This window comes from Serratia sp. JUb9 (assembly GCF_014298095.1).
GTDB lineage: Bacteria > Pseudomonadota > Gammaproteobacteria > Enterobacterales > Enterobacteriaceae > Serratia_B > Serratia_B rhizosphaerae.
Genome location: NZ_CP060416.1, coordinates 1497585 through 1522817 on the forward strand (window position 1 = coordinate 1497585; position 25233 = coordinate 1522817).

At 60.4% G+C, this 25233-nt stretch carries 19 protein-coding genes, 6 tRNA genes and 1 other RNA gene; 11 read left to right on the plus strand and 15 right to left on the minus strand.

Annotated features, from left to right (window positions below; translation table 11 throughout):
• The first annotated feature begins 62 nt into the window (after positions 1 to 62).
• A complete protein-coding gene (locus HF675_RS07045) occupies positions 63 to 3959 on the plus strand; it encodes an enterobactin synthase subunit F (protein ID WP_187044705.1) in 3897 nt (1298 codons plus the stop codon).
• Positions 3960 to 4034: 75 nt separating this feature from the next.
• Here HF675_RS07045 and HF675_RS07050 read toward each other — a convergent pair whose 3' ends face one another.
• The 5 genes from HF675_RS07050 to fepD all read right to left on the minus strand — a co-directional run bounded on the left by HF675_RS07050 (position 4035) and on the right by fepD (position 7921).
• A complete protein-coding gene (locus tag HF675_RS07050; RefSeq protein WP_145961108.1) occupies positions 4035 to 4229 on the minus strand; it encodes a hypothetical protein in 195 nt (64 codons plus the stop codon).
• Positions 4230 to 4301: 72 nt separating this feature from the next.
• Positions 4302 to 4925 (minus strand): hypothetical protein, encoded by a 624-nt coding sequence (locus HF675_RS07055; RefSeq protein WP_187044321.1) that lies wholly within the window; start codon positions 4923 to 4925, stop codon positions 4302 to 4304.
• Positions 4926 to 5022: 97 nt separating this feature from the next.
• Positions 5023 to 5826, minus strand: coding sequence for an ATP-binding cassette domain-containing protein (locus HF675_RS07060; RefSeq protein ID WP_105232035.1), 804 nt, complete (start codon positions 5824 to 5826; stop codon positions 5023 to 5025).
• Positions 5823 to 6848 (minus strand): iron-enterobactin ABC transporter permease, encoded by a 1026-nt coding sequence (fepG, locus tag HF675_RS07065; protein WP_111736682.1) that lies wholly within the window; start codon positions 6846 to 6848, stop codon positions 5823 to 5825. Before fepG ends, HF675_RS07060 begins: the two co-directional genes overlap by 4 nt.
• Positions 6848 to 7921: a Fe(3+)-siderophore ABC transporter permease gene (gene fepD, locus HF675_RS07070; RefSeq protein WP_105232033.1), complete on the minus strand. Its 1074-nt coding sequence runs from the start codon at positions 7919 to 7921 to the stop codon at positions 6848 to 6850. The genes fepG and fepD overlap by 1 nt, the downstream gene beginning before the upstream one ends.
• Before the next feature lie 136 nt (positions 7922 to 8057).
• Here fepD and entS point away from each other — a divergent pair, with 136 nt between their 5' ends.
• Positions 8058 to 9329: an enterobactin transporter EntS gene (gene entS / locus HF675_RS07075; protein WP_187044322.1), complete on the plus strand. Its 1272-nt coding sequence runs from the start codon at positions 8058 to 8060 to the stop codon at positions 9327 to 9329.
• Here the strand turns inward: entS and fepB are convergent.
• Entirely contained in the window at positions 9316 to 10266 is a 951-nt protein-coding gene (gene fepB, locus HF675_RS07080; RefSeq protein WP_187044323.1) for a Fe2+-enterobactin ABC transporter substrate-binding protein, read from the minus strand. The genes entS and fepB overlap by 14 nt on opposite strands.
• Before the next feature lie 234 nt (positions 10267 to 10500).
• Between fepB and HF675_RS07085 the strand changes: the two genes are divergently transcribed.
• The 4 genes from HF675_RS07085 to dhbA are packed head-to-tail and all read left to right on the plus strand — an operon-like array spanning position 10501 to position 14970.
• Positions 10501 to 11709, plus strand: a complete 1209-nt coding sequence (locus HF675_RS07085; protein WP_187044324.1) for an isochorismate synthase — start codon at positions 10501 to 10503, stop codon at positions 11707 to 11709.
• 7 nt (positions 11710 to 11716) lie between these two features.
• Entirely contained in the window at positions 11717 to 13348 is a 1632-nt protein-coding gene (locus HF675_RS07090; RefSeq protein WP_187044325.1) for a (2,3-dihydroxybenzoyl)adenylate synthase, read from the plus strand.
• Between the two features lie 3 nt (positions 13349 to 13351).
• The gene (locus HF675_RS07095; protein ID WP_105232028.1) at positions 13352 to 14218 is read left to right on the plus strand and encodes an isochorismatase; all 867 of its coding nucleotides are present in this window, start codon (positions 13352 to 13354) and stop codon (positions 14216 to 14218) included.
• A complete protein-coding gene (dhbA, locus tag HF675_RS07100; RefSeq protein WP_187044326.1) occupies positions 14215 to 14970 on the plus strand; it encodes a 2,3-dihydro-2,3-dihydroxybenzoate dehydrogenase in 756 nt (251 codons plus the stop codon). The genes HF675_RS07095 and dhbA overlap by 4 nt, the downstream gene beginning before the upstream one ends.
• A 103-nt stretch (positions 14971 to 15073) precedes the next feature.
• On the opposite strand, the gene HF675_RS07105 is transcribed toward dhbA, so the two are convergent.
• From HF675_RS07105 to HF675_RS07125, 5 genes are all read right to left on the minus strand, one after another.
• A non-coding RNA gene (locus tag HF675_RS07105) (RtT sRNA) lies at positions 15074 to 15186 on the minus strand.
• Between the two features lie 74 nt (positions 15187 to 15260).
• Positions 15261 to 15336, minus strand: a tRNA-Lys gene (locus tag HF675_RS07110).
• Positions 15337 to 15343: 7 nt separating this feature from the next.
• Positions 15344 to 15419 (minus strand) — tRNA-Val (locus HF675_RS07115).
• A gap of 39 nt (positions 15420 to 15458) precedes the next feature.
• Positions 15459 to 15534 (minus strand) — tRNA-Val (locus HF675_RS07120).
• Between the two features lie 27 nt (positions 15535 to 15561).
• Positions 15562 to 15637 (minus strand) — tRNA-Val (locus HF675_RS07125).
• A 293-nt stretch (positions 15638 to 15930) separates the two neighbouring features.
• Here HF675_RS07125 and gltX point away from each other — a divergent pair.
• From gltX to HF675_RS07140, 3 genes are all read left to right on the plus strand, one after another.
• Complete coding sequence (gene gltX / locus HF675_RS07130) at positions 15931 to 17346, plus strand: glutamate--tRNA ligase (RefSeq protein WP_105232026.1); 1416 nt, start codon at positions 15931 to 15933, stop codon at positions 17344 to 17346.
• 253 nt (positions 17347 to 17599) lie between these two features.
• A tRNA-Ala gene (locus tag HF675_RS07135) sits at positions 17600 to 17675 on the plus strand.
• A 62-nt stretch (positions 17676 to 17737) separates the two neighbouring features.
• Positions 17738 to 17813: transfer RNA gene (locus tag HF675_RS07140), tRNA-Ala, on the plus strand.
• 123 nt (positions 17814 to 17936) lie between these two features.
• Here HF675_RS07140 and HF675_RS07145 read toward each other — a convergent pair.
• Complete coding sequence (locus tag HF675_RS07145) at positions 17937 to 19124, minus strand: NupC/NupG family nucleoside CNT transporter (protein WP_105232025.1); 1188 nt, start codon at positions 19122 to 19124, stop codon at positions 17937 to 17939.
• A gap of 379 nt (positions 19125 to 19503) precedes the next feature.
• Between HF675_RS07145 and HF675_RS07150 the strand changes: the two genes are divergently transcribed.
• On the plus strand, positions 19504 to 20745 hold the full coding sequence (locus tag HF675_RS07150; protein ID WP_105232024.1) for an Nramp family divalent metal transporter: 1242 nt from the start codon (positions 19504 to 19506) through the stop codon (positions 20743 to 20745).
• Between the two features lie 55 nt (positions 20746 to 20800).
• Here HF675_RS07150 and HF675_RS07155 read toward each other — a convergent pair whose 3' ends face one another.
• Together HF675_RS07155 and HF675_RS07160 are read right to left on the minus strand one after the other, a co-directional pair.
• The gene (locus tag HF675_RS07155; protein WP_187044327.1) at positions 20801 to 21262 is read right to left on the minus strand and encodes a DUF2502 domain-containing protein; all 462 of its coding nucleotides are present in this window, start codon (positions 21260 to 21262) and stop codon (positions 20801 to 20803) included.
• A 209-nt stretch (positions 21263 to 21471) separates the two neighbouring features.
• Positions 21472 to 22461: an aldo/keto reductase gene (locus HF675_RS07160; RefSeq protein ID WP_187044328.1), complete on the minus strand. Its 990-nt coding sequence runs from the start codon at positions 22459 to 22461 to the stop codon at positions 21472 to 21474.
• A gap of 215 nt (positions 22462 to 22676) precedes the next feature.
• Between HF675_RS07160 and HF675_RS07165 the strand changes: the two genes are divergently transcribed.
• The gene (locus HF675_RS07165) at positions 22677 to 24338 is read left to right on the plus strand and encodes an alpha-keto acid decarboxylase family protein (RefSeq protein ID WP_187044329.1); all 1662 of its coding nucleotides are present in this window, start codon (positions 22677 to 22679) and stop codon (positions 24336 to 24338) included.
• Here HF675_RS07165 and HF675_RS07170 read toward each other — a convergent pair.
• A complete protein-coding gene (locus HF675_RS07170) occupies positions 24335 to 25201 on the minus strand; it encodes a LysR family transcriptional regulator (protein ID WP_111736689.1) in 867 nt (288 codons plus the stop codon). The genes HF675_RS07165 and HF675_RS07170 overlap by 4 nt on opposite strands.
• Positions 25202 to 25233 lie beyond the last annotated feature (32 nt).

A 25233-nucleotide genomic window follows, 5' to 3' on the forward strand; every position in this document is an offset into this window, starting at 1 on the left:
CTGGAGCAAGTACGGTGTCAGAAAATTCTAATTTAGCGGCGGATTATCAGGCATGCCCGGAGATGCCGCTGGTTGCGGCGCAGCCCGGCATCTGGGTCGCCGATCAAATTTCGCCGCACGGCAATGCCTATGCGGTGGCGCATTATATTGAACTGAATGGCGCGTTGGACAAAGAGTGCCTGCTGCGCGCCATCGGCCTGGGATTGTCCGAGGCCGATACCCTGCGCCTGCGCTTTGAAGAGCGCGACGGCGTGCCGCTGCAGTGGCTGGATGCAGAGTGTGCCATCCACGCGGCGGAATATCTCGATTTTACCGACTCGGCGGACGCCGAAGCCGCGGCGACGGCGCTGATGGACATCGATCTCAACGGCGAGCTGCGTGTCAGCAGCGGAAACCCGCTGTACCGCAACGTGCTGATGCGCGTGGCGGACGATCGTTGGTTCTGGTATCAGCGCTATCACCATATGCTGGTCGATGGCTTCAGCTTTACCGCCATTACCCGTCGTGTCGCCCACATTTACAGCCGGCTGCGCCGCGGCGAAACGCCGGATCCGACGCCGTTCAGCGCATTTAGCGACGTAGTGGCCGAATATCAGGCGTATCAACAGTCCGCCGGCTGGCAGCGGGATGCTGGTTATTGGCGCGACAAGGCAGCCCAGCTGCCGCCGCCGGCGACCCTCAGCCCGCAGCCGCTGGCCGGGCAGGCGGCGACCACGCGCATTCATCGCCTGAGCCAGCACTGTTCGGCGGCCGATTTCGCGCCGCTGGCGGCGCTTGGCCGCCAGCATCAGCTCAACGCCGCCGATATGGCGATCGCGCTGCTGGCGCTGTGGGTGTCGCGCCTGAGCGGCCAGCCGCACTTCAGCGTCGGCTTTATCTTTATGCGCCGTACCGGCTCCGCCGCGCTGTGCGCCACCGGGCCGGTGATTAACGTCTTGCCGATGGAGATGCAGGTAGATCCGCAGGCGACGTTGGCGGAGGTGGCGCTCACGCTCAGCCGTGAGCTGAAGAAGGTGCGCCGCCATCAGCGTTATGATGCCGAGCAGGTGCAGCGCGATCTGGGACGCATTGGCGATGCCGAGCCGCTGTACGGCACGGTATTCAATTTTAAAATGTTTGATTACCAGCTGGATTTTGACGGTATTGCCGGCATTACCCACGACCTGGCCTCCGGGCCGGTGCGCGATCTGGAAATTGCGCTGTTTATCGGCGACGACGGCCAGCTGAAGGTAGAACTGCTGGCCAATGCCGAGCGTTATCAGCGCGATGAACTGGCGGCCCATCTGCAGCGTTTGCCGCTGTTGCTGAGCCAGTTTACCGCCCGGCCGCAGCTGCCGGTGGGGGAAGCCGATATGCTGACCGCCGCTGACCATGCGCTGTTGGAGCAGGTGAATGATTCTGCCCACCCGGTGGCGCCGCAGACGCTGAGCGGCCTGCTGGCGCAGCAGGCGCAGCGCACGCCGGACGCGCCGGCGCTGTCCGATGCGCATTTCCGCTTTACCTACCGCGAGACCCGCGAACAGGTGAGCGCGCTGGCGCGCCAGCTGACCGTACAGGGCGTGCGGCCGGGCGATATCGTTGCCGTGGCGCTGCCGCGTTCGGTATTCCTGTCGCTGGCGCTGATGGCGATTGTTGAAGCCGGCGCCGCCTATCTGCCGCTGGATACCGGTTATCCCGATGAGCGTCTGACGATGATGCTGGAAGACGCCACACCGCGGCTGATTATCACTGAATCGTCGCAGCAGGCGCGTTTTGCCGGACAGGGCGATATCCTGCTGTTCGATGCGCCGCTGGCCGCCGACCATGCCGCGCAGGTCGAGGTGACGGGGCCGACGCCGCACCATCCGGCCTATATTATTTTCACTTCCGGCTCCACCGGCCGGCCGAAAGGGGTACTGGTCGGCCATCAGGCGATCGTTAACCGCCTGCTGTGGATGCAGGACCACTATCCGCTGAATGCGCAAGACGTGGTGCTGCAGAAAACGCCGTGCAGTTTCGACGTGTCGGTCTGGGAGTTCTTCTGGCCGCTGATCGTCGGCGCGCAGCTGGTGATGGCTCCGCCGGAAGCGCACCGTGACCCGCAGCAGCTGCAGCAGTTGATCGCCCGCCACCGCGTGACCACCATGCACTTTGTGCCGTCGATGCTGGCGGCGTTTGTCAGCGCGCTGGAAGGGCCGGAAGCGGTTGAACAGTGCGCCAGCCTGCGCCGGGTATTCTGCAGCGGCGAAGCGCTGCCGGCCGAGCTGTGCCGTCAGTGGCAGAGCCGCACCGCGGTGCCGTTGCACAACCTGTATGGCCCGACGGAGGCCGCGGTGGACGTGACCTGGCATCCGGCCTGGGGTGAGGCGCTGGCGGCGGTAACCGGCGCCAACGTACCGATTGGCCTGCCGGTGTGGAATACCGGGCTGCGTATTCTTGATGCGCGTCTGCGCCCGGTGCCGCCGGGCGTTGCCGGGGATCTGTACCTGACCGGGGTTCAGCTGGCGCACGGCTATCTGGGGCGGCCGGAGCTGACCGCCAGCCGTTTTGTCGCCGACCCGTTCGGCGACGGCGGGCGGATGTACCGCACCGGCGACGTGGCGCGCTGGCTGCCCGACGGGGCGGTGGAATATCTGGGGCGCAGCGACGATCAGCTGAAGATCCGCGGGCAGCGCATCGAACTGAGCGAGATCGATCACGCGCTGCTGTCGCTGCCGGGCGTGCAGCAGGCGGTGACCCATGCGCTGGTGCTGACCGGTACGCCGACGGACGCCGGCGGCGACGCGCGCCAGCTGGTGGGCTATCTGGTGCCGCAGGCGGGGGTGACGCTGGATCTGACGGCGCTGCGCGCTGCGCTGGCCGACCGCCTGCCGCCGCACATGGTGCCGGTCGCGCTGGTGGAGATGGCGGAGCTGCCGCTCAGCGCCAACGGCAAACTGGATCGTAAAGCCCTGCCGCAGCCGCAAAGCGGCACGCGCAGCGCCGGCCGTGAACCGCTGCCCGGGCTGGAAAGCGAGATCGCCGCGGTGTTCGCCCGTCTGCTGCAGCGTGAGCAGGTGTTTGCCGACGACGACTTCTTCGCCCTGGGCGGCCATTCACTGCTGGCGATGCGTCTGGCGGCGGAACTGCGCCGCGATCTGGATAAGGCAGTTTCAGTCGGACAGGTGATGGTGGCGTCGAAGGTGGAACAGCTGGCGGCGCTGCTGGCGGAGGAGCGTACGCAGGAAGAGGCCGACCGCTGCGGCTTCGACAGCGTGCTGCCGCTGCGCACTACCGACGGCCCGACGCTGTTCTGCCTGCATCCGGCCTCCGGTTTCTCCTGGCAGTTCAGCGTATTGCCGCGCTATATCGATCAGCACTGGTCGCTGGTGGGCATTCAGTCGCCGCGCCCTGACGGCCCGCTGGCGCTGAGCGAAGATATGGATCAGGTATGCGAGGCGCATCTGGCGACGGTATTGTCGGTACAGCCGCACGGCCCGTACCACTTCATCGGTTATTCGCTGGGCGGCACGCTGGCGCAGGGCATTGCCGCCCGGCTGCAGGCGCGCGGTGAAGAGGTGGCGTTCCTCGGACTGTTGGATACCTATCCGCCGGAAACGCAGAACTGGGACGTGATGCTGGACGATAACGTGCTGAAAGAAGTGCAGCGCGAACGCGAACAGTTCCTGGCGGTGTCGGAAGATACGCTGGACCCGGCGCTGGGTGAGACCCGCACGGCGATGTTCGACAATATTGAAGCCAACTACGCCGACTCGGTGCGCTTGCTGTCCCGTACCCATACCGCCAACTTCCGTGGTCAGGCGACGCTGTTTGTCGCCAAACGCACGCTGCAGGAAGGGATGGACGTGCAGCAGACCTGGGCGGAATATGTTGATGCGTTGCAGGTACACGAGCTGGACTGCGCGCATGTGGACATCGTATCGCCGGCATCGTTCAAGGTGCTGGGGCCGCTGTTGAACCGTATCTTGCGTACGCTGTAGGCGGGCAGGGCGCGTTGCGCCCGATGATGAGGCATTAAAAAGGCGCGTAAGCGCCTTTTTTATCGTTAATCGGTGTCAGTCCGATGGGGAATCGGCATGCACATGCCGATGCAGCACGGGATTATCTGCAGCCGTAGTGCCGGAAGGCGGGCCGGACGCTTCAATAACCGGGTTATTGGATGGCTGGTCCTGTTCTGACTGAACCGAGCGGACCAGGCGGTTGAGCGCCAGGGCCCGGCGCTCGGCGATCGGACGTTTAGTGTTGAGCATCTGCATTTCCCTCGCTTGTCTGCTGTCTGAAAATTGGACAAATTTTACCATGAGCTTGCTGCGAACCCAACGTCAGCGCGAGTAGTTTTCAATATAGGCTTCCAGTGCGCTAAAACGCGTAACGCAGTCCATACTGCCGGGAATCTGCCGGAAGTCGGCATGGGATAAGTAGTAGCGAAGCGTATGCGGATTAATCGCTTGGCGGATGGTTATGCGCAGCGTTTTTTCATCACAGCCGCAGCGTGCTATCAGCCCGAGCGCATAGAAATATAAGGTATACAAAACGTACTTAAACATTTTGCCGTGGAGCGGGTGCCGTGCGTTATCCGTCACAAAGTTTTCAAGGGCAGTGACTTCGAGAGTATTGAAGTGAACATCGTAGATATACAGGCAAATGCCGGCAGGCTGCGTAGGGTCCGTTTGTAGTTTGAAGGCAAAATCAAAGCCTCCCTGGTGGCGGTAACGCATGGTGCGGTCGTCAAAGCGTGATACTAAATGGTGCCAGTTGAGTCTGAGCCGATGCATATTGTGGTGTAGCCAGCTTTCATCGGCGCGTTGAACAGCCGTGATGGTCAACCCGCCGGCAATTAACACCGTACTCATATCGGCCAGAGCCTGACGAATGATTTCTTTATGCGTTGTTGCAGAAAGCGGCCTCTGCCGGGGCGGGCATTGGCCGTTGACGATATCTTCCATGATTTAATGCCTTTGATCCGTGGTTCCCGGTAGGTTAACGACGGGTCTGGGGGACGGCAAACGGCGATGTTTAAATCAGGAAGGCCGATCGCAAAGTTCAGGGTTTACCCAGCGGCACCACCAGCGGCGTATGCGACACCGGATCGTCAATGATCATGCACTTCAGGCCGTACACCTCTTCGATCAGCTGCGGCGTGACGATATCTTTCGGCGCGCCTTCGGCGATCACCTTTCCGCCGCGCATGGCAATCAGATGGGTGGCGTAGCGGCAGGCGTGGTTCAGATCGTGCAGCACCACCACTAACGTATGGCCGCGCTCGCGGTTCAGCTGGCGCATCAGCTCCAGTAGTTCGATCTGGTGGGTGATATCCAGCCAGGTGGTCGGTTCGTCCAACAAGAGCAGCGGCGTTTGCTGCGCCAGCACCATGGCGATCCATACGCGCTGGCGCTGACCGCCGGAGAGCGTGTCGACCGCCTGTTCCGCCAGATCTGCCACGCCGGTGGCGCGCATCGCTTCTTCTACCGCCTGCTGATCCTCCTCCCGCCAGCGGCTGAACAGGCGCTGATGAGGATAGCGGCCACGGGCCACCAGATCGAACACGGTAATATCGCCGGGGGCGATCGACGTTTGCGGCAGCAGCCCGAGCTGGCGCGCCACCTCTTTGGTGGCGTAGTCGCGGATGGGTTTGTCATTCAGCCACACCTGGCCCTGCTGCGGCTGCATCAGGCGGCTGAGGGTACGCAACAGCGTCGACTTGCCGCAGGCGTTGGGGCCGATAATGACCGTCAGCTCGCCGTGCGGAATGGCGACGGACAGGTCGCTCGCCACGATTTTCTTGTCATAGCCCAGCGTCAGGTTTTCGGCGCGCAGCGGCGCGGACAGCGGCGTTACAGTATTCATTTTCTACGTGACTCACGGATTAATAGCCAAATCAGGTAAATACCGCCCAGGCAGACGGTCAGCACGCCGACCGGCAATTGATACGGTATAAACAGCCGCTGGGCGGCGACGTCGGCCGCCAGCAGCAGCAGGGCGCCGGTCAGCGCGGTCAGCAGCAGCACGTGGCGGTTGGCGCACAGGCGGCGGGCGATCTGCGGCGCCACCAGCGCGATAAAGGAGATCGGCCCGGCGACGGCGGTAGCTGCGGCGGTCAGCACCACGCCGAGCAGCAACAGCAGAACGCGCGATCGATCGACCGAAACGCCGAGCGCGCAGGCGGCGTCGTCGCCCATCTCCAGCAGACGCATGCGGCGCGACAGGCCGCACAACAGCAGCGTCGACAGCGCGATTGCCAGCAGCGCCGGCTGGCTTTTCGCCCAGGTGATGCCGTTCAGTGAACCGGCGCTCCACAGGCCGGCGGTCATCGATGCCTCCAGCGACGCGCTGACGATCATCCAGGTATTGGCGCCCATCAGCAGCGCGCGTACCGCGATGCCGACGATAATCAGGCGAAAGGCGTCAACGCCGTTACGCCAGGCCAGCAGGTATACCAGCAGCGCGGTCAGCAGGCCGCCGGCCAGCGCGCCGCTGGTGATGCCGAGGATACTGCTGTTAAACAGCACTACGGCCACCAGTACACCGCTGTAGGCACCGGTATTGAAACCGATAACGTCGGGGCTGCCCAGCGGGTTGCGCAGCAGCGATTGGAATATCGCGCCGCTGATGCCGAGCGCCGCGCCCAGCAGCAGCGCCATCACCACGCGCGGCAGACGCCACTGGGTGACGATTACCGCCAGATTGGCGGGGCCTTCGCCGCGCAGGGCGTCAATCACCTGCGCAGCGCTCAAAGACAGCGTGCCGGCGCCGAGGGCATAGACGGCCAGTGCCGCGCAGGCGGCGGTGAGCAGCAGCACGGTCAGGGTGGCGCGCGACAGGCGGGCGGCGCGTTGCGGCGCGGACAACATGGCTGTATGGCTGGCCATCAGCGGCTCCTCCTGAACATATGACGCTGACGCACCAGCGCAATCAGCACCGGTGCGCCAATCAGCGCGGTGACGATGGAGACGCGCAGCTCGCCCGGCACCAGGAAACGGCCGACTAAATCGGCGCTGAGCAGCAGGATCGGCGTCAGCACCAGCGTCCAGGGTAAAATCCAGTGCAGTTCGGAGCCGGCCAGACGGCGGGCGATATGCGGCATCATCAGGCCGACGAAGGCGATTGGGCCGACGGCGGCGGTGGCGCCGCCGCACAGCAGGGTGATGGCCAGCAGGCCGAGCAGCTGCGTACGTACGATGCCGGTACCCAGCGCGGTGGCCAGATCGCTGCCCATGCTCAGGCTGTTGAGGGCTTTGGTCAGCCACAGGGCGATCAGCGTACCGAGGAGAATCGGCAGCGCGACGGTGCGCACCACCTGCATATTTTGGATATCCAGCGAGCCGGCCTGCCAGAAGCGCAGCTGGTCGAACACCTGCGGGTTAAGCAGAGAAATCCCGGTGGTCATGCCGTCCAGCACCGCGCCCAGCGCCACGCCCGCCAGCGTCAGGCGCACCGGATTCAGCGTGCTGCGCCCGAGCGCACCCACCAGCGCCACCAGCAGCGAGGCGCAGAGCGCACCGGCAAAGGCGAACCACAGATATTGATCGATGTCGGTGGCGCCGAACAGCGACATGCCCAGCACCACGGCGAAACCGGCGCCGGCGTTGACGCCGAGAATGCCCGGGTCAGCCAGCGGGTTGCGCGACAAGGTCTGCATCAGGGCGCCGGCCAGACCGAGCGCGATGCCGGCCAGCACGCCGATCAGCGTACGCGGCAGGCGGGCGTCGGTGATGATCACGCAGTCAACGCCGCTGCACTGGCCGTTTAATGCCTGCAGAACGGTGGAGAAGGGGATGGATTGGGCGCCCAGCGCCAGGCTGAGCGCCATCATCAGCAGCAGAATCAGTACGGCGAACAGTAGCGCGTAGAGCCGGCGGCGAAAGGCGCGCGTAGTACCTAAAAACAGAGTTTCCTGGGGCGCTGAAGCAGCGTGCGAGCAATTGTGTGTAAGCCGGAACATAACAGCCCATTATTCAATTGAATATTAATGATATTTATTATCATTATTGATTGTATTCATCTATGGTAGCATGAGTTGCTGCCCCATTGCAGTAGCAAGCGTGCAATTCCTTTATAAAGCTGTGGTGATAAAACACATGAGTAAGCCCTCGATTTTGCTTGATTTTGGTTTGTTAAAGACCAATCAGGCGTTCCGCGCCGTTTTCTGCGCGCGCTTTATCTCTATTCTGGCGCTGGGATTGATGGCGATTGCCATTCCGGTGCAGATCCAGGCGCTGACCGATTCGACGCTGCTGGTTGGTCTGGCGGTGACGCTGGCCGGCGGCGGCATGTTTGCCGGTCTGCTGATGGGCGGCGTCCTGGCCGACCGCTATGAGCGCCGTCGCCTGATCCTGTTTGCCCGCTCCACCTGCGGCGTCGGCTTTGTCGGCATGTGCCTCAATGCGGCGCTGCCGGAGCCGTCGCTGACGGCGATTTACCTGCTGGCGGTGTGGGACGGCTTCTTCGGTGCGGTGGGCGTCACGGCGCTGCTGGCGGCGACGCCGGCGCTGGTCGGCCGTGAAAATATCGTACAGGCCGGCGCCATCAGCATGCTGACGGTACGCTTTGGCTCGATTCTCTCACCGGCGGCGGGCGGTCTGCTGATCGCCCACGCCGGGGTGGCCTGGAACTACGGGCTGGCGGCGCTTGGCACGCTGCTGACGCTGGTGCCGTTGCTGCGTCTGCCGCAGCTGCCGCCGCCGGAGCAGCCGCGCGAACACCCGCTGAAGGCGCTGGCCGGCGGTTTCGCCTTCCTGTTCCAGAACAAAGTGATTGGCATGGTGGCGCTGATCGGCGCGCTGCTGACCATGGCCAGCGCGGTGCGCATCCTGTATCCGGCGCTGGCCGGCAGTTGGGGCGTTGACGCTTCGCAACTGGGCTTTATGTATGCCGCCGTGCCGCTGGGCGCCGCCCTCGGCGCCTTCACCAGCGGCCGGGTGGCGCAGGTGGTGCGGCCGGGCTGGATGATGCTGCTGACCGCCATCGCTGCCTTTATCGCCGTCGGCCTGTTTGGCCTGATGCCGTGGTACGGCCTGGCGCTGGCGTGTCTGGTGGCCTTTGGCTATCTGAGCGCGCTGAATTCCCTGCTGCAGTACGGGCTGATTCAGAACCTGACGCCGGATGCGTTCCTTGGCCGCATCAACGGCCTGTGGACCGCGCAGAACGTGGTGGGCGACGCGCTGGGCGCGCTGCTGCTGGGGGCGATGGGGGCGTTTATGCTGCCGGCCATGACCTCGACCGGCTTCGGCTTCGGTGCGGCGCTGCTGGGCGTGGTGCTGCTGTTGGTGATGGGCAGTTTGCGGCGGGTAACGCGCAGCGAGCCGGAGGCGACCCTCCAGCCCGCTGCGGCGCAGACTAGCGGGAAGTAAAGCGTTTTTCCAACAGCGTCAGCAGGTTGCTGGCGCTGTAGTAGTCCAGACGGAAGGTTTCGTTGCCGAGCGCATAGACCTGTTTATTTTGCACCGCCGGCAGCTGCGCCAGAAATTTATTATTCACCAGACGCTGTACGTCATTCTCGTCATTGGCGAACAGCAGCAGCGTCTGGCCATTCAGCCCCGCTGCCAGACTCTCTCCCGACAGTTGAATAATATCTTCACGCGAGCCTTGGCTGGTGCTGGTGTGCAGGTTGGCCGGCGGCTGCGCCAGGGTGAACCCCAGCTGCTGCAGCATTTTCCCCTGTGAGGATTCGCCGGTCCACAGGTTGGCGGCTTTGCCGTCCTGACGGAAAACCAGGGCGGAGACCGGCTGCGGCGGCAGCGTGATGTGCTGCTTCAGCGCCTGTTCGCGGGCGGCGAAGTCGGCGGTCAGTTTCTCGGCCTGGGCGTCGCGCCCGGTGGCATAACCCAGCTCTTTCGCCAGTTCCTGCCAGCTTTTATCGTCATAGTTGACCACCAGCACCGGCGCGATGACGGACAGCTGGTCATACAGCTGCAGCGCGGAGTCGCCGCCGGTGGCGGAAATCACAATCAGGTCCGGCGCTTCGCCGGCAATGCTTTCGGCATTGGGCTCGCCGACGTACAGACGTTTCACGCCGCGCTGTGTGGCGATCTTTCCCCATTGTAGGAAGAAGCCTTGCTTATCGGTAAAGCGCCCGTTGGGGTTGGTGGCGCCGCTGGCGATCACCGGGGCGTCAATCGCCAGCAGGGTGCCGGTCAGGGTCACGCTGGTGGAAACGATGTGCGTCGGGGGCTGCTTGAGGGTGACGGGGCCGTGGGAGGTTTCAATCGTGCGGGGCCACTGTGGGGAAGCCGCCTGTGCTGCTGAGATGGCCAATAACGCCAGCCCCAAAAGCAGGATCTTCTTCATCCGGGTAATCCTTGTTGGTGTCGTTGACGAGCCTGACTCGCCGTTAAATGCGAAAAGCTTAATGGTTATCATTTATCTAGAGAATACCACAACGTTTATACCATGATTATCAGGGTAAAGAAGTGTTTACGTTTATTGACATAGCCAGAGACGGAGGGTAATTTAGCGCCACGAAACACAAATGATAATCATTATTATATTGGTTATTATTGGCGAATAACAGAGGGCGTACCCATGGATACAGCCGTGAATGGTGCTCAGCAGAAGGCACCGCACGCGAAAGAGAACGAACAGGCGCAATTCGGTGTCGATCCGGCGTCAGGCTTCTTTTTCACATCACCTTTTCGCAGCCTGACGACGCAAGGGTGCTTTGCCACTATCACTCTGCCGGCCGCCGGCGGTGATGATATCAACGGCGAGTTTCAGCAGGCCGTGCGTCACGCCTTTGACGACGCGCGACTGGCCGGCATTAAAAAGCCGGTGCTGTGCGGCGCGATTCCGTTTGATACCCTCCAGCCGTCGTCGCTGTTTATTCCGCAGCATACCCAGTGGTTTGATCGCGAAGCCTTTATGGCGGCGCAGCCGGCGGCCGACGCCGACGGCCCGGAAATTGACGCCCTGAATGAACTGCCGGCGCAGGCGCCCTTTATGCAGATGGTCAGCGACGCCGTGGCGGCAACCGCCAGCGGTGAGCTGGATAAGGTGGTGCTGTCGCGCCTGCTGGAAATCGAAACCCGGCAGCCGGTCGACCGCCAGGCGCTGATGGCGCGCATTATCGCGCAGAACCCGAACGGTTTTCATTTCCATGTGCCGTTGGAAGACGGGGCGCTGCTGGGCGCCAGCCCGGAACTGCTGCTGCGTAAGTCCGGCGCGCAGTTCTATTCCAACCCGCTGGCCGGCTCCGCCCGACGCGACGCCAATCCGCAGCGCGACCGTGAGGTGAGCGAGCAGCTGCTGGCGTCGAGCAAAGATAACGTCGAGCACGATTTTGTCACCGAAGGTATGCGCCAGGTGCTGACCGGCCGCTGCCGCTACCTGAATATCCCGACGGCTCCCGAACTGCTGAGCACCACCACGCTGTGGCATCTGTCGACGCCGATCGACGGCGAAGTGGACTGCCGCCGGGAGAATGCGCTGTCGCTGGCCTGCCTGCTGCACCCTACGCCGGCGCTGTGCGGCACGCCGACGCTGAAAGCGCGCGATCTGATTGCCGAACTGGAGCCTTTTGACCGCGGCCTGTTCGGCGGCATCGTCGGCTGGTGCGACGCCGAAGGCAACGGCGAGTGGGTGGTCACCATCCGCTGCGGCACCGTGCAGGGCCGCCAGGTGCGCCTGTTTGCCGGCGCCGGCATCGTTAAAGATTCTTCGCCGGAGTCTGAATGGCATGAAACCGGCACCAAGCTCAGCACCATTTTGCGTGCGTTTGGATTGAACCAAGGATAACAACACCATGAGTATTGCATTTACCCCGTGGCCGGCCGAGTTTGCCCAGCGCTACCGCGACCGCGGCTACTGGATTGACCAACCGCTGACCGACATTCTCGATCGCCAGGCGGACAACGACGCGATCGCACTGGTCGACGCCGAGGGCAGCCTGAGCTATCGCCAGCTGCATCAACAGTCAGATAGTCTGGCCGCCGCGCTGCTGCGCCGCGGTATTCAGCCGGGGGAAACCGCCCTGGTGCAGTTGGGCAACGTGGTGGAATTTTATGTCACCTTCTTCGCCCTGCTGAAAATTGGCGTGGCGCCGGTCAATGCGCTGTTCAGTCACCAGCGCAGCGAACTGAACGCCTACGCCGAGCAAATCAAACCGGCGGTGCTGATTGCAGACAGCAAACATGCGCTGTTCGGCAATGACGATTTTCTGGCGACCTTCCGGGCGCAGCACCCGTCGCTGCGCGTGGTGGCGCTGCGCAGCCAGGCGCAGGGCGAACAGTCGCTGGCGGCGATGCTGGCGGAAGAGCGCGGCGATTTCCGCGCAACGCCGTCTGCGGCCGACCTGGTGGCGTTTTTCCAGCTGTCCGGCGGCAGCACCGGCACGCCGAAACTGATTCCGCGTACCCACAATGATTACTACTACAGCATTCGCCGCAGCGTAGAGGTGTGCCGTTTTGACAGTGAGACGCGTTACCTGTGCGCGCTGCCGGTGGCGCATAACTACCCGATGAGCTCGCCGGGCGTGCTGGGCGTGTTTTATGCCGCCGGTCAGGTGGTGTTCGCCGCCGATCCGGACGCCGGTCAGTGCTTCAAACTGATTGAGCAGCATCAGATTAACGTCACCGCGCTGGTGCCGCCGGCGGTCACGCTGTGGCTGCAGGCGATTGAAGAGTGGGGCGGCAACGCGCCGCTCGCCAGCCTGAAGCTGCTGCAGGTCGGCGGCGCCAAGCTGGGCGAAAGCCTGGCGGCGCGCATTCCGGCGGAGATTGGCTGCCAGCTGCAGCAGGTGTTCGGCATGGCGGAAGGGCTGGTGAACTATACCCAACTGGACGATGACGATCGCCATATCCTCACCACGCAGGGCTGCCCGATGTCGCCGGACGACGAAGTCTGGGTGGCTGATGACGACGGTAATCCGCTGCCGGCCGGCCAGGTCGGTCGCCTGATGACGCGCGGCCCGTACACCTTCCGCGGTTACTACCAGAGCCCGGCGCACAATGCCGACGCGTTCGACGCCGACGGTTTCTACTGCTCTGGCGATCTGATCCGCATGACTGAAGACGGCTATATTTGCGTGGAAGGGCGGCAAAAAGATCAGATCAACCGCGGCGGCGAGAAAATCGCGGCGGAAGAGATCGAAAACCTGCTGCTGCGTCATGGTGCGGTGATTAACGCCGCGCTGGTATCGATGCCGGATGCGCTGATGGGTGAAAAGAGCTGCGCCTATTTTATCGCCGGCGAGACGCTCAAGCCGGTGGTGCTGCGCCGTCATCTGCGTGAGCAGGGCGTTGCTGAATTTAAATTACCGGACCGTTTTGTGCAGGTTGAGAGCCTGCCGCTGACGGCGGTCGGTAAAGTTGACAAGAAACTGTTGCGCCAGCGCCTGCTGGAAGCGCAGCAAGCCACCCAGGTCCAGGGAGATTGAACGATGGCCATTCCTAAACTCAATGATTATGCGCTGCCGACCGCGGCTGAATTACCGGCCAATAAGGTCAACTGGACGGTTGAGCCACAGCGCGCCGCGCTGCTGATTCACGATATGCAGCAGTATTTTCTTAACTTCTGGGGTGAAGACAGCCCGATGATCAAACAGGTTGTGGAGAATATCGCCAACCTGCGCCGCTACTGCAAGTCTCAGGGCATCCCGGTATTTTATACCGCGCAGCCGAACCAGCAGAGCGATGAAGACCGTGCGCTGCTGAACGATATGTGGGGGCCGGGGCTGAATAAACATCCGGAACAGCAGGCGGTGGTGGCTGCGCTGGCGCCGGAAGAGGATGACACCGTGCTGGTGAAATGGCGCTACAGCGCCTTCCATCGCTCGCCGCTGCAGGACATCTTGCAGGAAACCGGCCGTGACCAGCTGATTATCTGCGGCGTGTACGCGCATATCGGCTGCCTGACCACCTCCATCGACGCATTTATGCGTAATATCCAGCCGTTTATGGTGGCGGATGGGCTGGCGGACTTCTCGCGCGACGAACACCTGATGGCGCTGCGTTACACCGCCGGCCGCTGCGGCCGCGTGGTCAGCACCGCCGAACTGCTGCCGCAAAGCAACGCCATCGCCAGCAAAGAGGCGCTGCGGGCGATGATCCTGCCGCTGTTGGATGAAGACAGCGAAGATATGGGCAACGACGAGAACCTGATTGATTACGGCCTGGATTCGGTGCGCATTATGGAGCTGGCGACGCGCTGGCGTAAAATTCGCGGCGATATCGATTTTATCGCGCTGGCCAAAAATCCGACCATTGACAGCTGGTGGGCGCTGCTCGCCGGAGAGCAGGCCGGATGAGCAACTGGGATTTTAGCGGCAAACGCGTGTGGGTGACCGGCGCAGGCGCCGGCATTGGCTTACAGACCGCGCGACAGTTTGCGGAAGCGGGCGCTGAGGTTATCGGCTTTGATCTGCGGTTCGCCGAGTCGGCGTACCCATTTCGCACCGAAGTGCTGGATATCGCCGACGCCGAGGCGGTGGATCGCGTATGCACGCGGCTGCTGGCGGAGCACGGCGAGCTGGACGTGCTGGTCAACGGCGCCGGCATTTTGCGCATGGGCCTGACCGACGCCACCAGCAGCGCCGACTGGATGGCCTGCCTGAACGTTAACGCCGGCGGGGCGTTCAATATGTTCCGCCACACGCTGCCGGTATTCCGCCGCCAGCGTCGCGGTGCGATCGTCAGCATTGCCTCCAACGCGGCGCACGTGCCGCGCGTCGGCATGGCGGCCTACTGCGCCTCCAAGGCGGCGCTGCGTAGCCTGTGCCAGACCGTGGGGCTGGAAATGGCCGAATTCGGCGTGCGTTCGAATATGGTGTCGCCAGGTTCGACCAATACGCCGATGCAGCGTGGCATGTGGCAGGATGAAACCGGCGAGCAAAAAACCATCAACGGTTTCCCCGAGCAGTTTAAGCTGGGCATTCCGCTGGGGAAAATCGCTCAGCCGCAGGAGGTCAGCGATGCCATTCTGTTCCTGGCTTCGGATATGGCCAGCCATATCACCATGCAGGATATTGTGATTGACGGCGGGGCGACGCTGGCGGCCTGAGGGCTACCGTGTGGCTATGGCCGGATATTGGGGGCGCAGCGCAGGCTGCGCCTTTTTTGTTTGGGCTGTGGAAAGGGCGCAGGGCGTGGTGACAGGACGTATATGGCGGGTCGTGCAGGATTGACTCGGCCTTTGGGCAACGCTGCGCGTTGTCGTCTCGCTTCGCTCGGCTCGAACCTGAACGCAGGTTCTCATCCCACACGACCTCTGAGGCATATGTCATGTTGGCGTTGAGGATTATTATGGAGCGCACATGCAAAAAAAGCGCCAAAAGGCGCTTTTTTCTAATATGGTGGGTCGTGCAGGATTCGAACCTGCGACCAATTGATTAAAAGTCAACTGCTCTACCAACTGAGCTAACGACCCATAGAAGTGGTGGGTGATGACGGGCTCGAACCGCCGACCCCCTCCGTGTAAAGGAGATGCTCTACCAACTGAGCTAATCACCCACTTCGGGACTTCCAGGTACTGCTTGAGCATGAAAATGATGGTGGGTGATGACGGGCTCGAACCGCCGACCCCCTCCGTGTAAAGGAGATGCTCTACCAACTGAGCTAATCACCCTCATTTTTCTTACTGCTCTCAACAAGATGGTGGGCGATGACGGGCTCGAACCGCCGACCCCCTCCGTGTAAAGGAGATGCTCTACCAACTGAGCTAATCGCCCCGTCTTGTTGGAGTCGCATTATAGGGATAGTTCAAAGTGAGTCAACGGTTTTTAAAATGATTTCAATCGTTCGCCGCAAATTTAAGCAGGCTGCGATATTTATCGCCAGCAATGCCGATTCTTTGCGCATAATAGGAAGAAATACGATGTTGGCAGGGTGAAATAAACTTGCCGGACGCCGCGTCGGCGTTGAGGAATTAACGCGTAGTGATACAATGTTGCCCACTTTTTTCAATTCCGAGCAATTGTCGACACCCGTCGACGCGACGTTGCGTAATAAGGCAGTGATCCCAATGAAAATCAAAACCCGTTTTGCACCTAGCCCAACCGGCTACCTGCACGTCGGCGGCGCCCGTACAGCGCTTTACTCCTGGTTGTTCAGCCGTCATGCCGGCGGTGAGTTCGTGCTGCGTATCGAAGATACCGATCTGGAACGTTCCACCCAGGATGCTATCGATGCGATTATGGATGGCATGAACTGGTTGAATCTGGATTGGGACGAAGGCCCGTATTACCAGACCAAACGCTTCGATCGCTATAATGCGGTGATCGACCAGATGCTGGAGCAGGGTACCGCCTACCGCTGCTACTGTTCTAAAGAGCGTTTGGAAGCGCTGCGTGAAAAGCAGATGGAAAACGGTGAGAAGCCGCGTTATGACGGCCGCTGCCGCGACAGCCAGTGCAGCCATACGTCGGATGAGCCGCACGTGGTGCGCTTCCGTAACCCGCAGGAAGGCTCGGTGATCTTTAACGACCAGATCCGTGGCCCGATCGAATTCAGCAACCAGGAACTGGACGATCTGATCATCCGCCGCACCGACGGTTCGCCGACCTACAACTTCTGCGTGGTGGTGGACGACTGGGATATGGAGATTACCCACGTGATCCGCGGTGAAGACCATATCAACAACACGCCGCGTCAGATCAATATCCTGAAAGCGCTGGGTGCGCCGGTGCCGGAGTATGCGCACGTTTCGATGATCCTGGGCGATGACGGCAAAAAACTGTCCAAGCGTCACGGCGCGGTCGGCGTTATGCAGTACCGCGACGACGGCTATCTGCCGGAAGCGCTGCTCAACTATCTGGTGCGTCTGGGCTGGTCCCATGGCGATCAGGAAATCTTCTCGGTCGACGAGATGAAACAGTTCTTTACGCTGGACGCCATCAGCAAATCCGCCAGCGCCTTCAACACCGAAAAGCTGCAGTGGCTGAACCACCACTACATTAACCATCTGCCGGCCGAGCAGGTGGCGGTGCACCTGGCCTGGCACGTTGAGCAGCTCGGCATTGAAACGCGCAACGGGCCGGAGCTGAAAGACATCGTCAAACTGCTGGGCGAGCGCTGCAAGACGCTGAAAGAGATGGCGGCGGCCTGCCGTTACTTCTATGAAGACTTCAGCGAGTTTGATGCCGACGCGGCGAAGAAACACCTGCGTCCGGTGGCGCGTCAGCCGCTGGAGACCGTACGCGCCAAGCTGGCAGCCATCAGCGACTGGACGGCGGAAAACGTGCATGACGCCATTCAGGGCGCGGCGGACGAACTGGGCGTCGGCATGGGTAAAGTAGGGATGCCGCTGCGCGTTGCCGTTACCGGCGCCGGCCAGTCGCCAAGCATGGACGTTACTGTACAGGCGATCGGTCAGCAGCGTTCTCTGCAGCGTATCGATATGGCGCTGGCCTATATTGCCGAGCGCGAAGCACAAGCCTGATCGTAAAGGCAGGCCGATGAAAAACCCCGGGGATGCGTTCCCGGGGTTTTTTTTCACTGACCGGACATGTACCCGATCAAATCGCGGGGGAGGAAGCGGCGTATTTTTGCCCGCAATGGTCAATCTTTAGCTGCAAACGCGCTGATTTGGCGGCTTTTTCAGCGCTTGATCGAGGAATTTAATTTAGCCGTTGACAGCGTACGGCGGGTTTCATATTATGCGCCCCGTTCACAGCACAAAGTGATTGTGAGTCGGGGCTATAGCTCAGCTGGGAGAGCGCTTGCATGGCATGCAAGAGGTCGACGGTTCGATCCCGTCTAGCTCCACCAACCTTTATCTCAGAAAGGTTGGCGAAGACACCGTAACGCCGGTTAATGCGGACCACATTTGTGGGGCTATAGCTCAGCTGGGAGAGCGCTTGCATGGCATGCAAGAGGTCAGCGGTTCGATCCCGCTTAGCTCCACCATCATTTAGAAAAGCCGACCTTAGGGTCGGCTTTTTGCTTTGCAGCGTTTAGCGCAGCCTTATCCGGAACATTAGCCAATAAAAAAGGCCGCCGTAGCGACCTTTCTTAACCGCAGTGCGGCGTTTACCCCAGCACCAGGCCGGCGATAGAGGCGGACAGAATGCTGACCAGCGTAGAGCCGTAAACCAGCTTCAGGCCGAAGCGGGAAACCACGTTGCCCTGATGTTCGTTCAGGCCTTTAATCGCCCCGGCGACGATGCCGATGGAGGAGAAGTTGGCAAACGATACCAGGAATACCGACAGCATCCCTTGGCTGCGCGGCGTCAGTTCGGCGCTGATTTTCTGCAGTTCCATCATCGCGACGAACTCATTGGAAACCAGCTTGGTCGCCATAATACTGCCGACCTGCAGCGCTTCATGCTTGGGAATACCCATAATCCAGGCGAACGGATAGAAGAAGTAGCCGAGGAGCTCCTGGAAGCTCAGGCCGAACAGGGCGCTGAACAGGGCGTTGACGGCGGCGATCAGCGCGATAAAGCCGATCAGCATCGCGGCGACGATAATCGCCACTTTAAAGCCTGCCAGAATATATTCCCCCAGCATTTCAAAGAAACTCTGGCCTTCGTGCAGGTTGCCCAGATGCAGCTCTTCTTCCTGGCTGGTGTCGTACGGGTTGATCAGAGACAGCACGATAAAGGTGCTGAACATGTTGAGCACCAGCGCTGCCACCACAAATTTTGCATCCAGCATCGACATATAGGCGCCGACGATCGACATGGACACCGTCGACATGGCGGTCGCCGCCATGGTGTACATGCGTTTTTCCGACATCTTGCCGAGAATATCTTTATAGGCGATAAAGTTTTCGGACTGGCCGAGGATCAGCGAGCTGACGGCGTTGAACGATTCGAGCTTGCCCATCCCGTTCACCTTCGACAGCACGGTGCCGATGATGCGGATCACAACCGGCAGCACTTTAATATATTGCAGAATACCGATCAGCGCGGAGATAAAGACGATCGGGCACAGCACCTTCAGGAAGAAGAACGCCAGGCCTTTATCACCCATGCCGCCGAATACAAACTCAGTCCCTTGTCCTGCAAATCCGAGCAGCTTATCAAACAGCGCGGCGAATCCTTTTACAAAGCCCAATCCCGCTTCCGAATGCAGGAAGAAGTAGGCCAGTAACACTTCAATAACCAATAATTGAATAACATAGCGAATGCGGATGCTTTTGCGATCGCGGCAGACCAACAGCGCCAGAATCGCCACCACCACTAACGCTAACGCAAAGTGCGCAATATGGGACATGTGTGCTCCAAACTTGAGGCAGGCTGAATTTCGGTTGTCATTCTATGTAACGCTACGTTTAAAAACGAGACTTCAATTACAAATATGGGAAATAACACTGGGATTTTTCTCAAATTAGCATGATAAATCGCCAAAAATCAACATGTTAATAATTTTGCGCATTGATGGGGATTTTATGTTAATTTGAGTATTAGGCGTATTTCGTCCTGCATCTGTGCTGTTCCGTTGAGTACAAAACGTTTGAATTTGCTGCGATCTGTTCTTCAACCTTCGTTGCTGTCTATCACAGAGATAAGCATTACCGCATTAAATGCGATTGATAATTATTATCATCTTGGTAGGATGATGGTTAGCTTAATAATAGTAAGGGTTTCACGATATGCTGAACAGTCGCGCGGTTAACACCTCTACATCTACCGACCGCCCGTCCAGAAAGATTAAACTTTCTCTGATGGGGCCGGCATTTATCGCCGCCATCGGCTATATCGACCCCGGCAACTTCGCCACCAATATCCAGTCTGGCGCTTCCTTCGGCTATAAGCTGCTGTGGGTGGTGGTGTGGGCTAACGTAATGGCGATGCTGATCCAGCTTTTGTCCGCCAAACTGGGGATCGCCACCGGCAAGAATCTGGCTGAGCATATTCGCGATCGCCTGCCGCGCCCGGCAGTATGGGCCTATTGGGTGCAGGCGGAAATTATCGCCATGGCGACCGACCTGGCCGAGTTTATCGGTGCGGCGATAGGCTTTAAGCTGCTGTTGGGCGTGACTCTGCTGGAAGGGGCGATCCTGACCGGTATTGCTACTTTCCTGATTCTGATGCTGCAAAAACGCGGGCAAAAGCCGTTGGAGCTGGTGATCGGCGGGTTGCTGCTGTTCGTTGCCGCGGCCTATATTGTCGAGCTGGTGTTCTCGCAGCCGCAGCTGAGCGGGCTGGTTAAAGGCATGGCGATACCGGATCTGCCTAATGGTGATGCGGTATTCCTGGCCGCCGGTGTGCTCGGCGCTACTATCATGCCGCACGTGATTTATCTGCATTCGTCGCTGACGCAGACCGCCGGCAACAGTTCCAAGGCGCAGCGCTATGCTTCGACCAAGGTCGACGTGGCGCTGGCGATGACCATTGCCGGCTTCGTTAATCTGGCGATGATGGCCACCGCCGCGGCGGCCTTCCATTTTAGCGGCCACAGCGGCATTGCCGATCTTGACCAGGCTTACCTGACGCTGCAGCCGCTGCTGGGGCACGCGGCGGCCACGGTATTCGGCCTGAGTCTGGTGGCGGCCGGCCTCTCATCTACCGTGGTGGGGACGCTGGCGGGGCAGGTGGTGATGCAGGGCTTTGTCCGCTTCTATATCCCGCTGTGGGTGCGCCGGGTAGTGACCATGCTGCCGTCTTTTGTGGTTATCATGCTGGGGATGGACGCCACGCATATTCTGGTGATGAGCCAGGTGCTGCTGAGTTTCGGCATCGCGCTGGCGCTGGTGCCGCTGCTGAAGTTTACCGGCAACCGCGAGCTGATGGGGGAGATGGTCAACGGACGCGTCGTTCAGAACATTGGCTGGCTGATTGTTGCCATCGTGGTGGGGTTAAACGGCTATTTGTTGCTGAGCAGTCTGTTCTAACCGGCGACGCCGGCCGCAAAACACAACAGGGCGCGAATTCGCGCCCTGTTTGCTATCAGTCATCGTGGTGATGATGGTGGTGCTTATACTCTTTGTAGCGTTCTTTCTGGTATTTTTTATATTCTTTATCACGTTCCTTTTGGTACTTCCTGTACTCTTTTTCGCGCTCTTTCTGGTATTTCTTGTACCTTTTGTACTCGTGCTTATCGTATTTACGATAGCGTCCGTCATGGTAGTAGTAATGTTTGCGCCAGTAATCGTGGTCGCGCCAGCGATAACCATCCCAGTAGTAGCCGCGCCGGCTGCGCTCGCCCAGTTCGCGGCCGCGATGGCTCTCCCACCAGTCGCGATCGCGCCAGTCATAGCCGTCCCAATAGTTGCCGCGTCGGTCCTGATCGCCGATACGCAGAGAAACGCCGGGTAGTAAATCGATATTCAAGCCGTCCGCCTGCGCCTGCGGCGCCAGGGGAACGGTCGCGGCCACGAAAACGGCGGCCAGTAGCAGAGGTTTGAACATGCTTTCTCCTTATTATCGGCGGTTCATAGGCGGCATAATTTATATGTTGCCTATAAACCGTCCTTATACTTTTGTGCCGTAGCAGGGTAACGGCATCACGATGTCAAACCTTTGAGGGAGAATCCGAAAAGAATCTAACCCAAGGTAAATTAAGATTTTTCTGTGAATGCTTGCCTGTCCTCGTCTGAAACCGATATGGTTGTAACCGATTACATTAATATCTGTTCGATTAGCGCCAGCTCTTCCTGACTAAAGTCGCGATGCGCCAGCATGCCGACCGCATCCTCTATCTGCGTCGTTTTACTGGCGCCAATCAGCACCGACGTGACGGCTTGATGCCGCAGCACCCAGGCCAGCGCCATCTGCGACAGCTTCTGTCCTCGTTGCAGCGCAAGCTGATTCAGGCGGCGCACTTTGTCTAACCGTTCATCAGTCAGCTGCTCCGGGCGCAGGAACTGGCTGCCGCTGGCGGCGCGCGAATCTTGCGGAATCCCCTGCAGATAGCGATCGGTCAGTATGCCGCCCGCGAGGGGGGAAAAGGTGATGCAGCCGACGCCGTGTTGCTGCAGGGTATCAAGCAATTGCGTCTCTGCATCGCGTTCAAACAGGGAGTATTTCGGCTGATGGATCAGGCAGGGCGTACCCAACCGCTGCAGGATAGCGAACGCTTCGCTGGCGCGCTGTGCCGGATAGTTCGACAGGCCGATATACAGCGCCTTGCCCTGACGCACCAGCAAATCCAGCGCCGCCATGGTTTCTTCCAGCGGCGTATGCGGATCCGGCCGGTGGTGATAAAAGATATCGACGTACTCCACCCCCAGACGGCGCAGGCTCTGGTCAAGGCTGGCGACCAGATACTTTTTGGATCCCCAGTCGCCGTAAGGGCCAGGCCACATGGTATAGCCGGCCTTGGTCGAAATAATCAGCTCATCGCGGTATGGCCGCAGATCGCTTTGCAGCATACGGCCAAAACTTTCTTCGGCGGCGCCGGGCGGCGGGCCATAGTTGTTGGCCAGATCGAAATGGGTAATCCCCAGGTTGAAAGCGTGCTGCACCAGCCGGCGCGCGTTATCCTGCGAGGATACTTCACCGAAGTTGTGCCACAGGCCCAGCGCAATGGCCGGCAACTGCAGGCCGCTGCGCCCGCAGCGCTGGTAGTGCATATGTTGATAACGGGAATCGTCCGCCTGATAAGCCATATTCATACTCAAGAATCGCCGATAGTCAGAAAGAAGATTTTTAGTGTATACGCTTTCACTAAAAGGCGCTGCGTACATTAATCTTTCAACTGACGGAAGCCGGCGGTTTCTCGGTATGCGATGCGGTGAAGCTTGGCCCGCCTCTTTTTTGCTCGTAATCTGCGCCCTGTCGTCAATACTTAACGGTACATACCGCAGTCAGACAGGTGACGCTTATGAACGCCCACTACACGGTAGCTGATTATCTTCTCGATCGTCTGGCGCAGATAGGCATCCGCCATCTTTTTGGCGTGCCGGGCGATTACAACCTGCATTTTCTGGATCATGTGATCGATCACCCGCAAATCCGCTGGGTAGGCTGCGCCAATGAGCTGAACGCCGCCTACGCGGCCGATGGCTATGCGCGTTGTCAGCCGGCCGCGGCGTTGCTGACTACTTACGGCGTGGGGGAGTTGAGCGCCGTCAACGGCATTGCGGGCAGCTATGCCGAGTATCTGCCGGTCATTCACCTGGTGGGGGCGCCGATGCTGCGCGCCCAGCGTGCCGGAGAGATGCTGCACCATACGCTGGGAGACGGTGACTTCGGCCACTTTGCGCGCATGGCGCAAGAGGTGACGGCGGCGCAGGCCAGCCTGACGCTGGACAACGCCAAGGCGGAAATTGACCGCCTGCTGAGCGTGGCATTAACCGAACGGCGACCGGTTTATCTGCTGCTGCCGGGCGACGTGGCGCAGGCACCGCTGACGCCGCCGCTATCGCCGCTGAGGTTACCGGCGTTTCATTCGGCGCCGGAGGCGCTGGCCGGGTTTATCGCCGCCGCGCGCGAACTCCTGCAGCCGGCGCGCCACGTCACGCTGGTGGCGGATTTTCTCGCCGAGCGCTTTGGCGTAAGGCAGGCGTTGGCGCAGTGGATGAATGAAGTCCCTTTGCCGCACGCAACCTTGCTGATGGGCAAAAGCGTGCTGGATGAAACCCATGCCGGATTTATCGGCACCTACAGCGGCGCGGCCAGCGATCCGCTGGTCAGGCAGCGAGTGGAAGAGGCGGATGCGACCATACTGGTCGGCGTGCGCTTGACCGACACCATCACCGCCGGTTTCAGCCAGCGGTTAACGCCGGAAAAATGTATCGATATCCAGCCGTTCGCCGCCTGCGTCGGTCAGCAGACCTTCAGCCCGCTGGCGATGCATGATGCGGTACAGGCGCTGCATCAGCTGACGATGTCGCTGAATGGGCAGTGGCCGCCGCTGGCCGTGAGTCGCCCGGAATTACCCGCCGCTGAGGGCGATAAACTGGATCAGCACGCACTTTGGCGTCAACTGCAGGCATTTTTGCAACCCGGTGACGCGATCATTGCCGATCAGGGCACCGCCTGTTTTGGCGCGGCGGCGCTTAGCCTGCCGCAGGGTTGCCTGTTTATCAATCAGCCGCTGTGGGGGTCGATCGGCTACACCCTGCCGGCGGCGTTTGGCGTGCAGACGGCGCAGCCGGATCGTCGGGTGGTGCTGCTGATCGGCGATGGCGCCGCGCAGCTGACGATCCAGGAGTTGGGATCGCTACTGCGTGACGATCTCAAACCGGTGATTTTGCTGCTGAATAATGGTGGCTATACCGTCGAACGCGCCATCCACGGGCCGCAGCAGCGCTATAACGATATCGCCGCCTGGGACTGGTGCGCGCTGCCGCAGGCGTTAGGGTCGGCAACGGCCAGCACGGTGCGGCGGGTCAGTACGCCGCAGCAGCTGCAGAGCGCGCTGCAGACGGCCGGCAACAGCGGGCGGCTGGCGTTGATTGAGGTGCTGCTGCCGCCGATGGATGTGCCGGAATTGCTGAACAGCATCTCGCAGGCGATTCAATTACGCAATGATGCTGCCTAGCCAGAAGACCCTTTCAGCAGATGCTCCAGCAGCCAGAACCCCGCCGGCCCCGGCGGGGTAAGTTTTGACCAGACCGCATCTACGGAGATCAGCATCGGCCAGCCGCGTGGCTGCAGTTCGGTCAGGTGGCCGTGGTCGTATTGCTTTACCAGCCAGTGCGGCAGAATCGCCCAGCCAAATCCCTGTTCCGCCATCTCCAGCAGCATCAGATAGCTGGGGGCCGACCAGACGCGTCCCTGCGGCTTGTTTCGGTTGTTGATATAGCTGTTGAGATACAGCTGCCGGGCGCTGGCGAGCTGCTCCTGTGTGGGATGGACGACGCTGGCCAGCGGATGCTGACGAGAGACGAAAATGCCCATTTCGGTGCGCTCCGGCAGCCGCGCCGCCGCGATATCGGACGGGTAGTCCGGCTGCACCGCCAGCATCCCCAGATGGGCGCGGCCGCTCTGCAGTAAGTCCAGCACGTCCTCCCCTTCGCCAACCATGCATTCCAGCTCAATATCCTGATAGCGCTGTTCAAACTGCGCCATCAGGTTTTCATGATAACTCGGCTGATAAGTATCAGAAAAAACGATGGTCAGCCGTGGTTCTATCTTGTCCGCCAGGCGGATGCTCAGGGCGTCCAGCCGTTCGCTGGCGGCCAGAATCTCCTGTACGTGCCCCAGTACTTTATGGCCGGCGACGGTCAGCGTCGGCTGACGCGACTGTCGGTCGAACAGGGTTAAGTCGAGATCCGCCTCCAGATTGGCGATAGCGGTGCTGATGGTCGACTGACTTTTCTTCAGCTTGCGGGCGGCGGCGGAAAATGAACCGAGCGCCGCGGCTTCAACAAATGCCAATAAGGCTTCGGGTGAGTAGCGCATAGATGTATCTACTTTATCGATGGAACCTATTT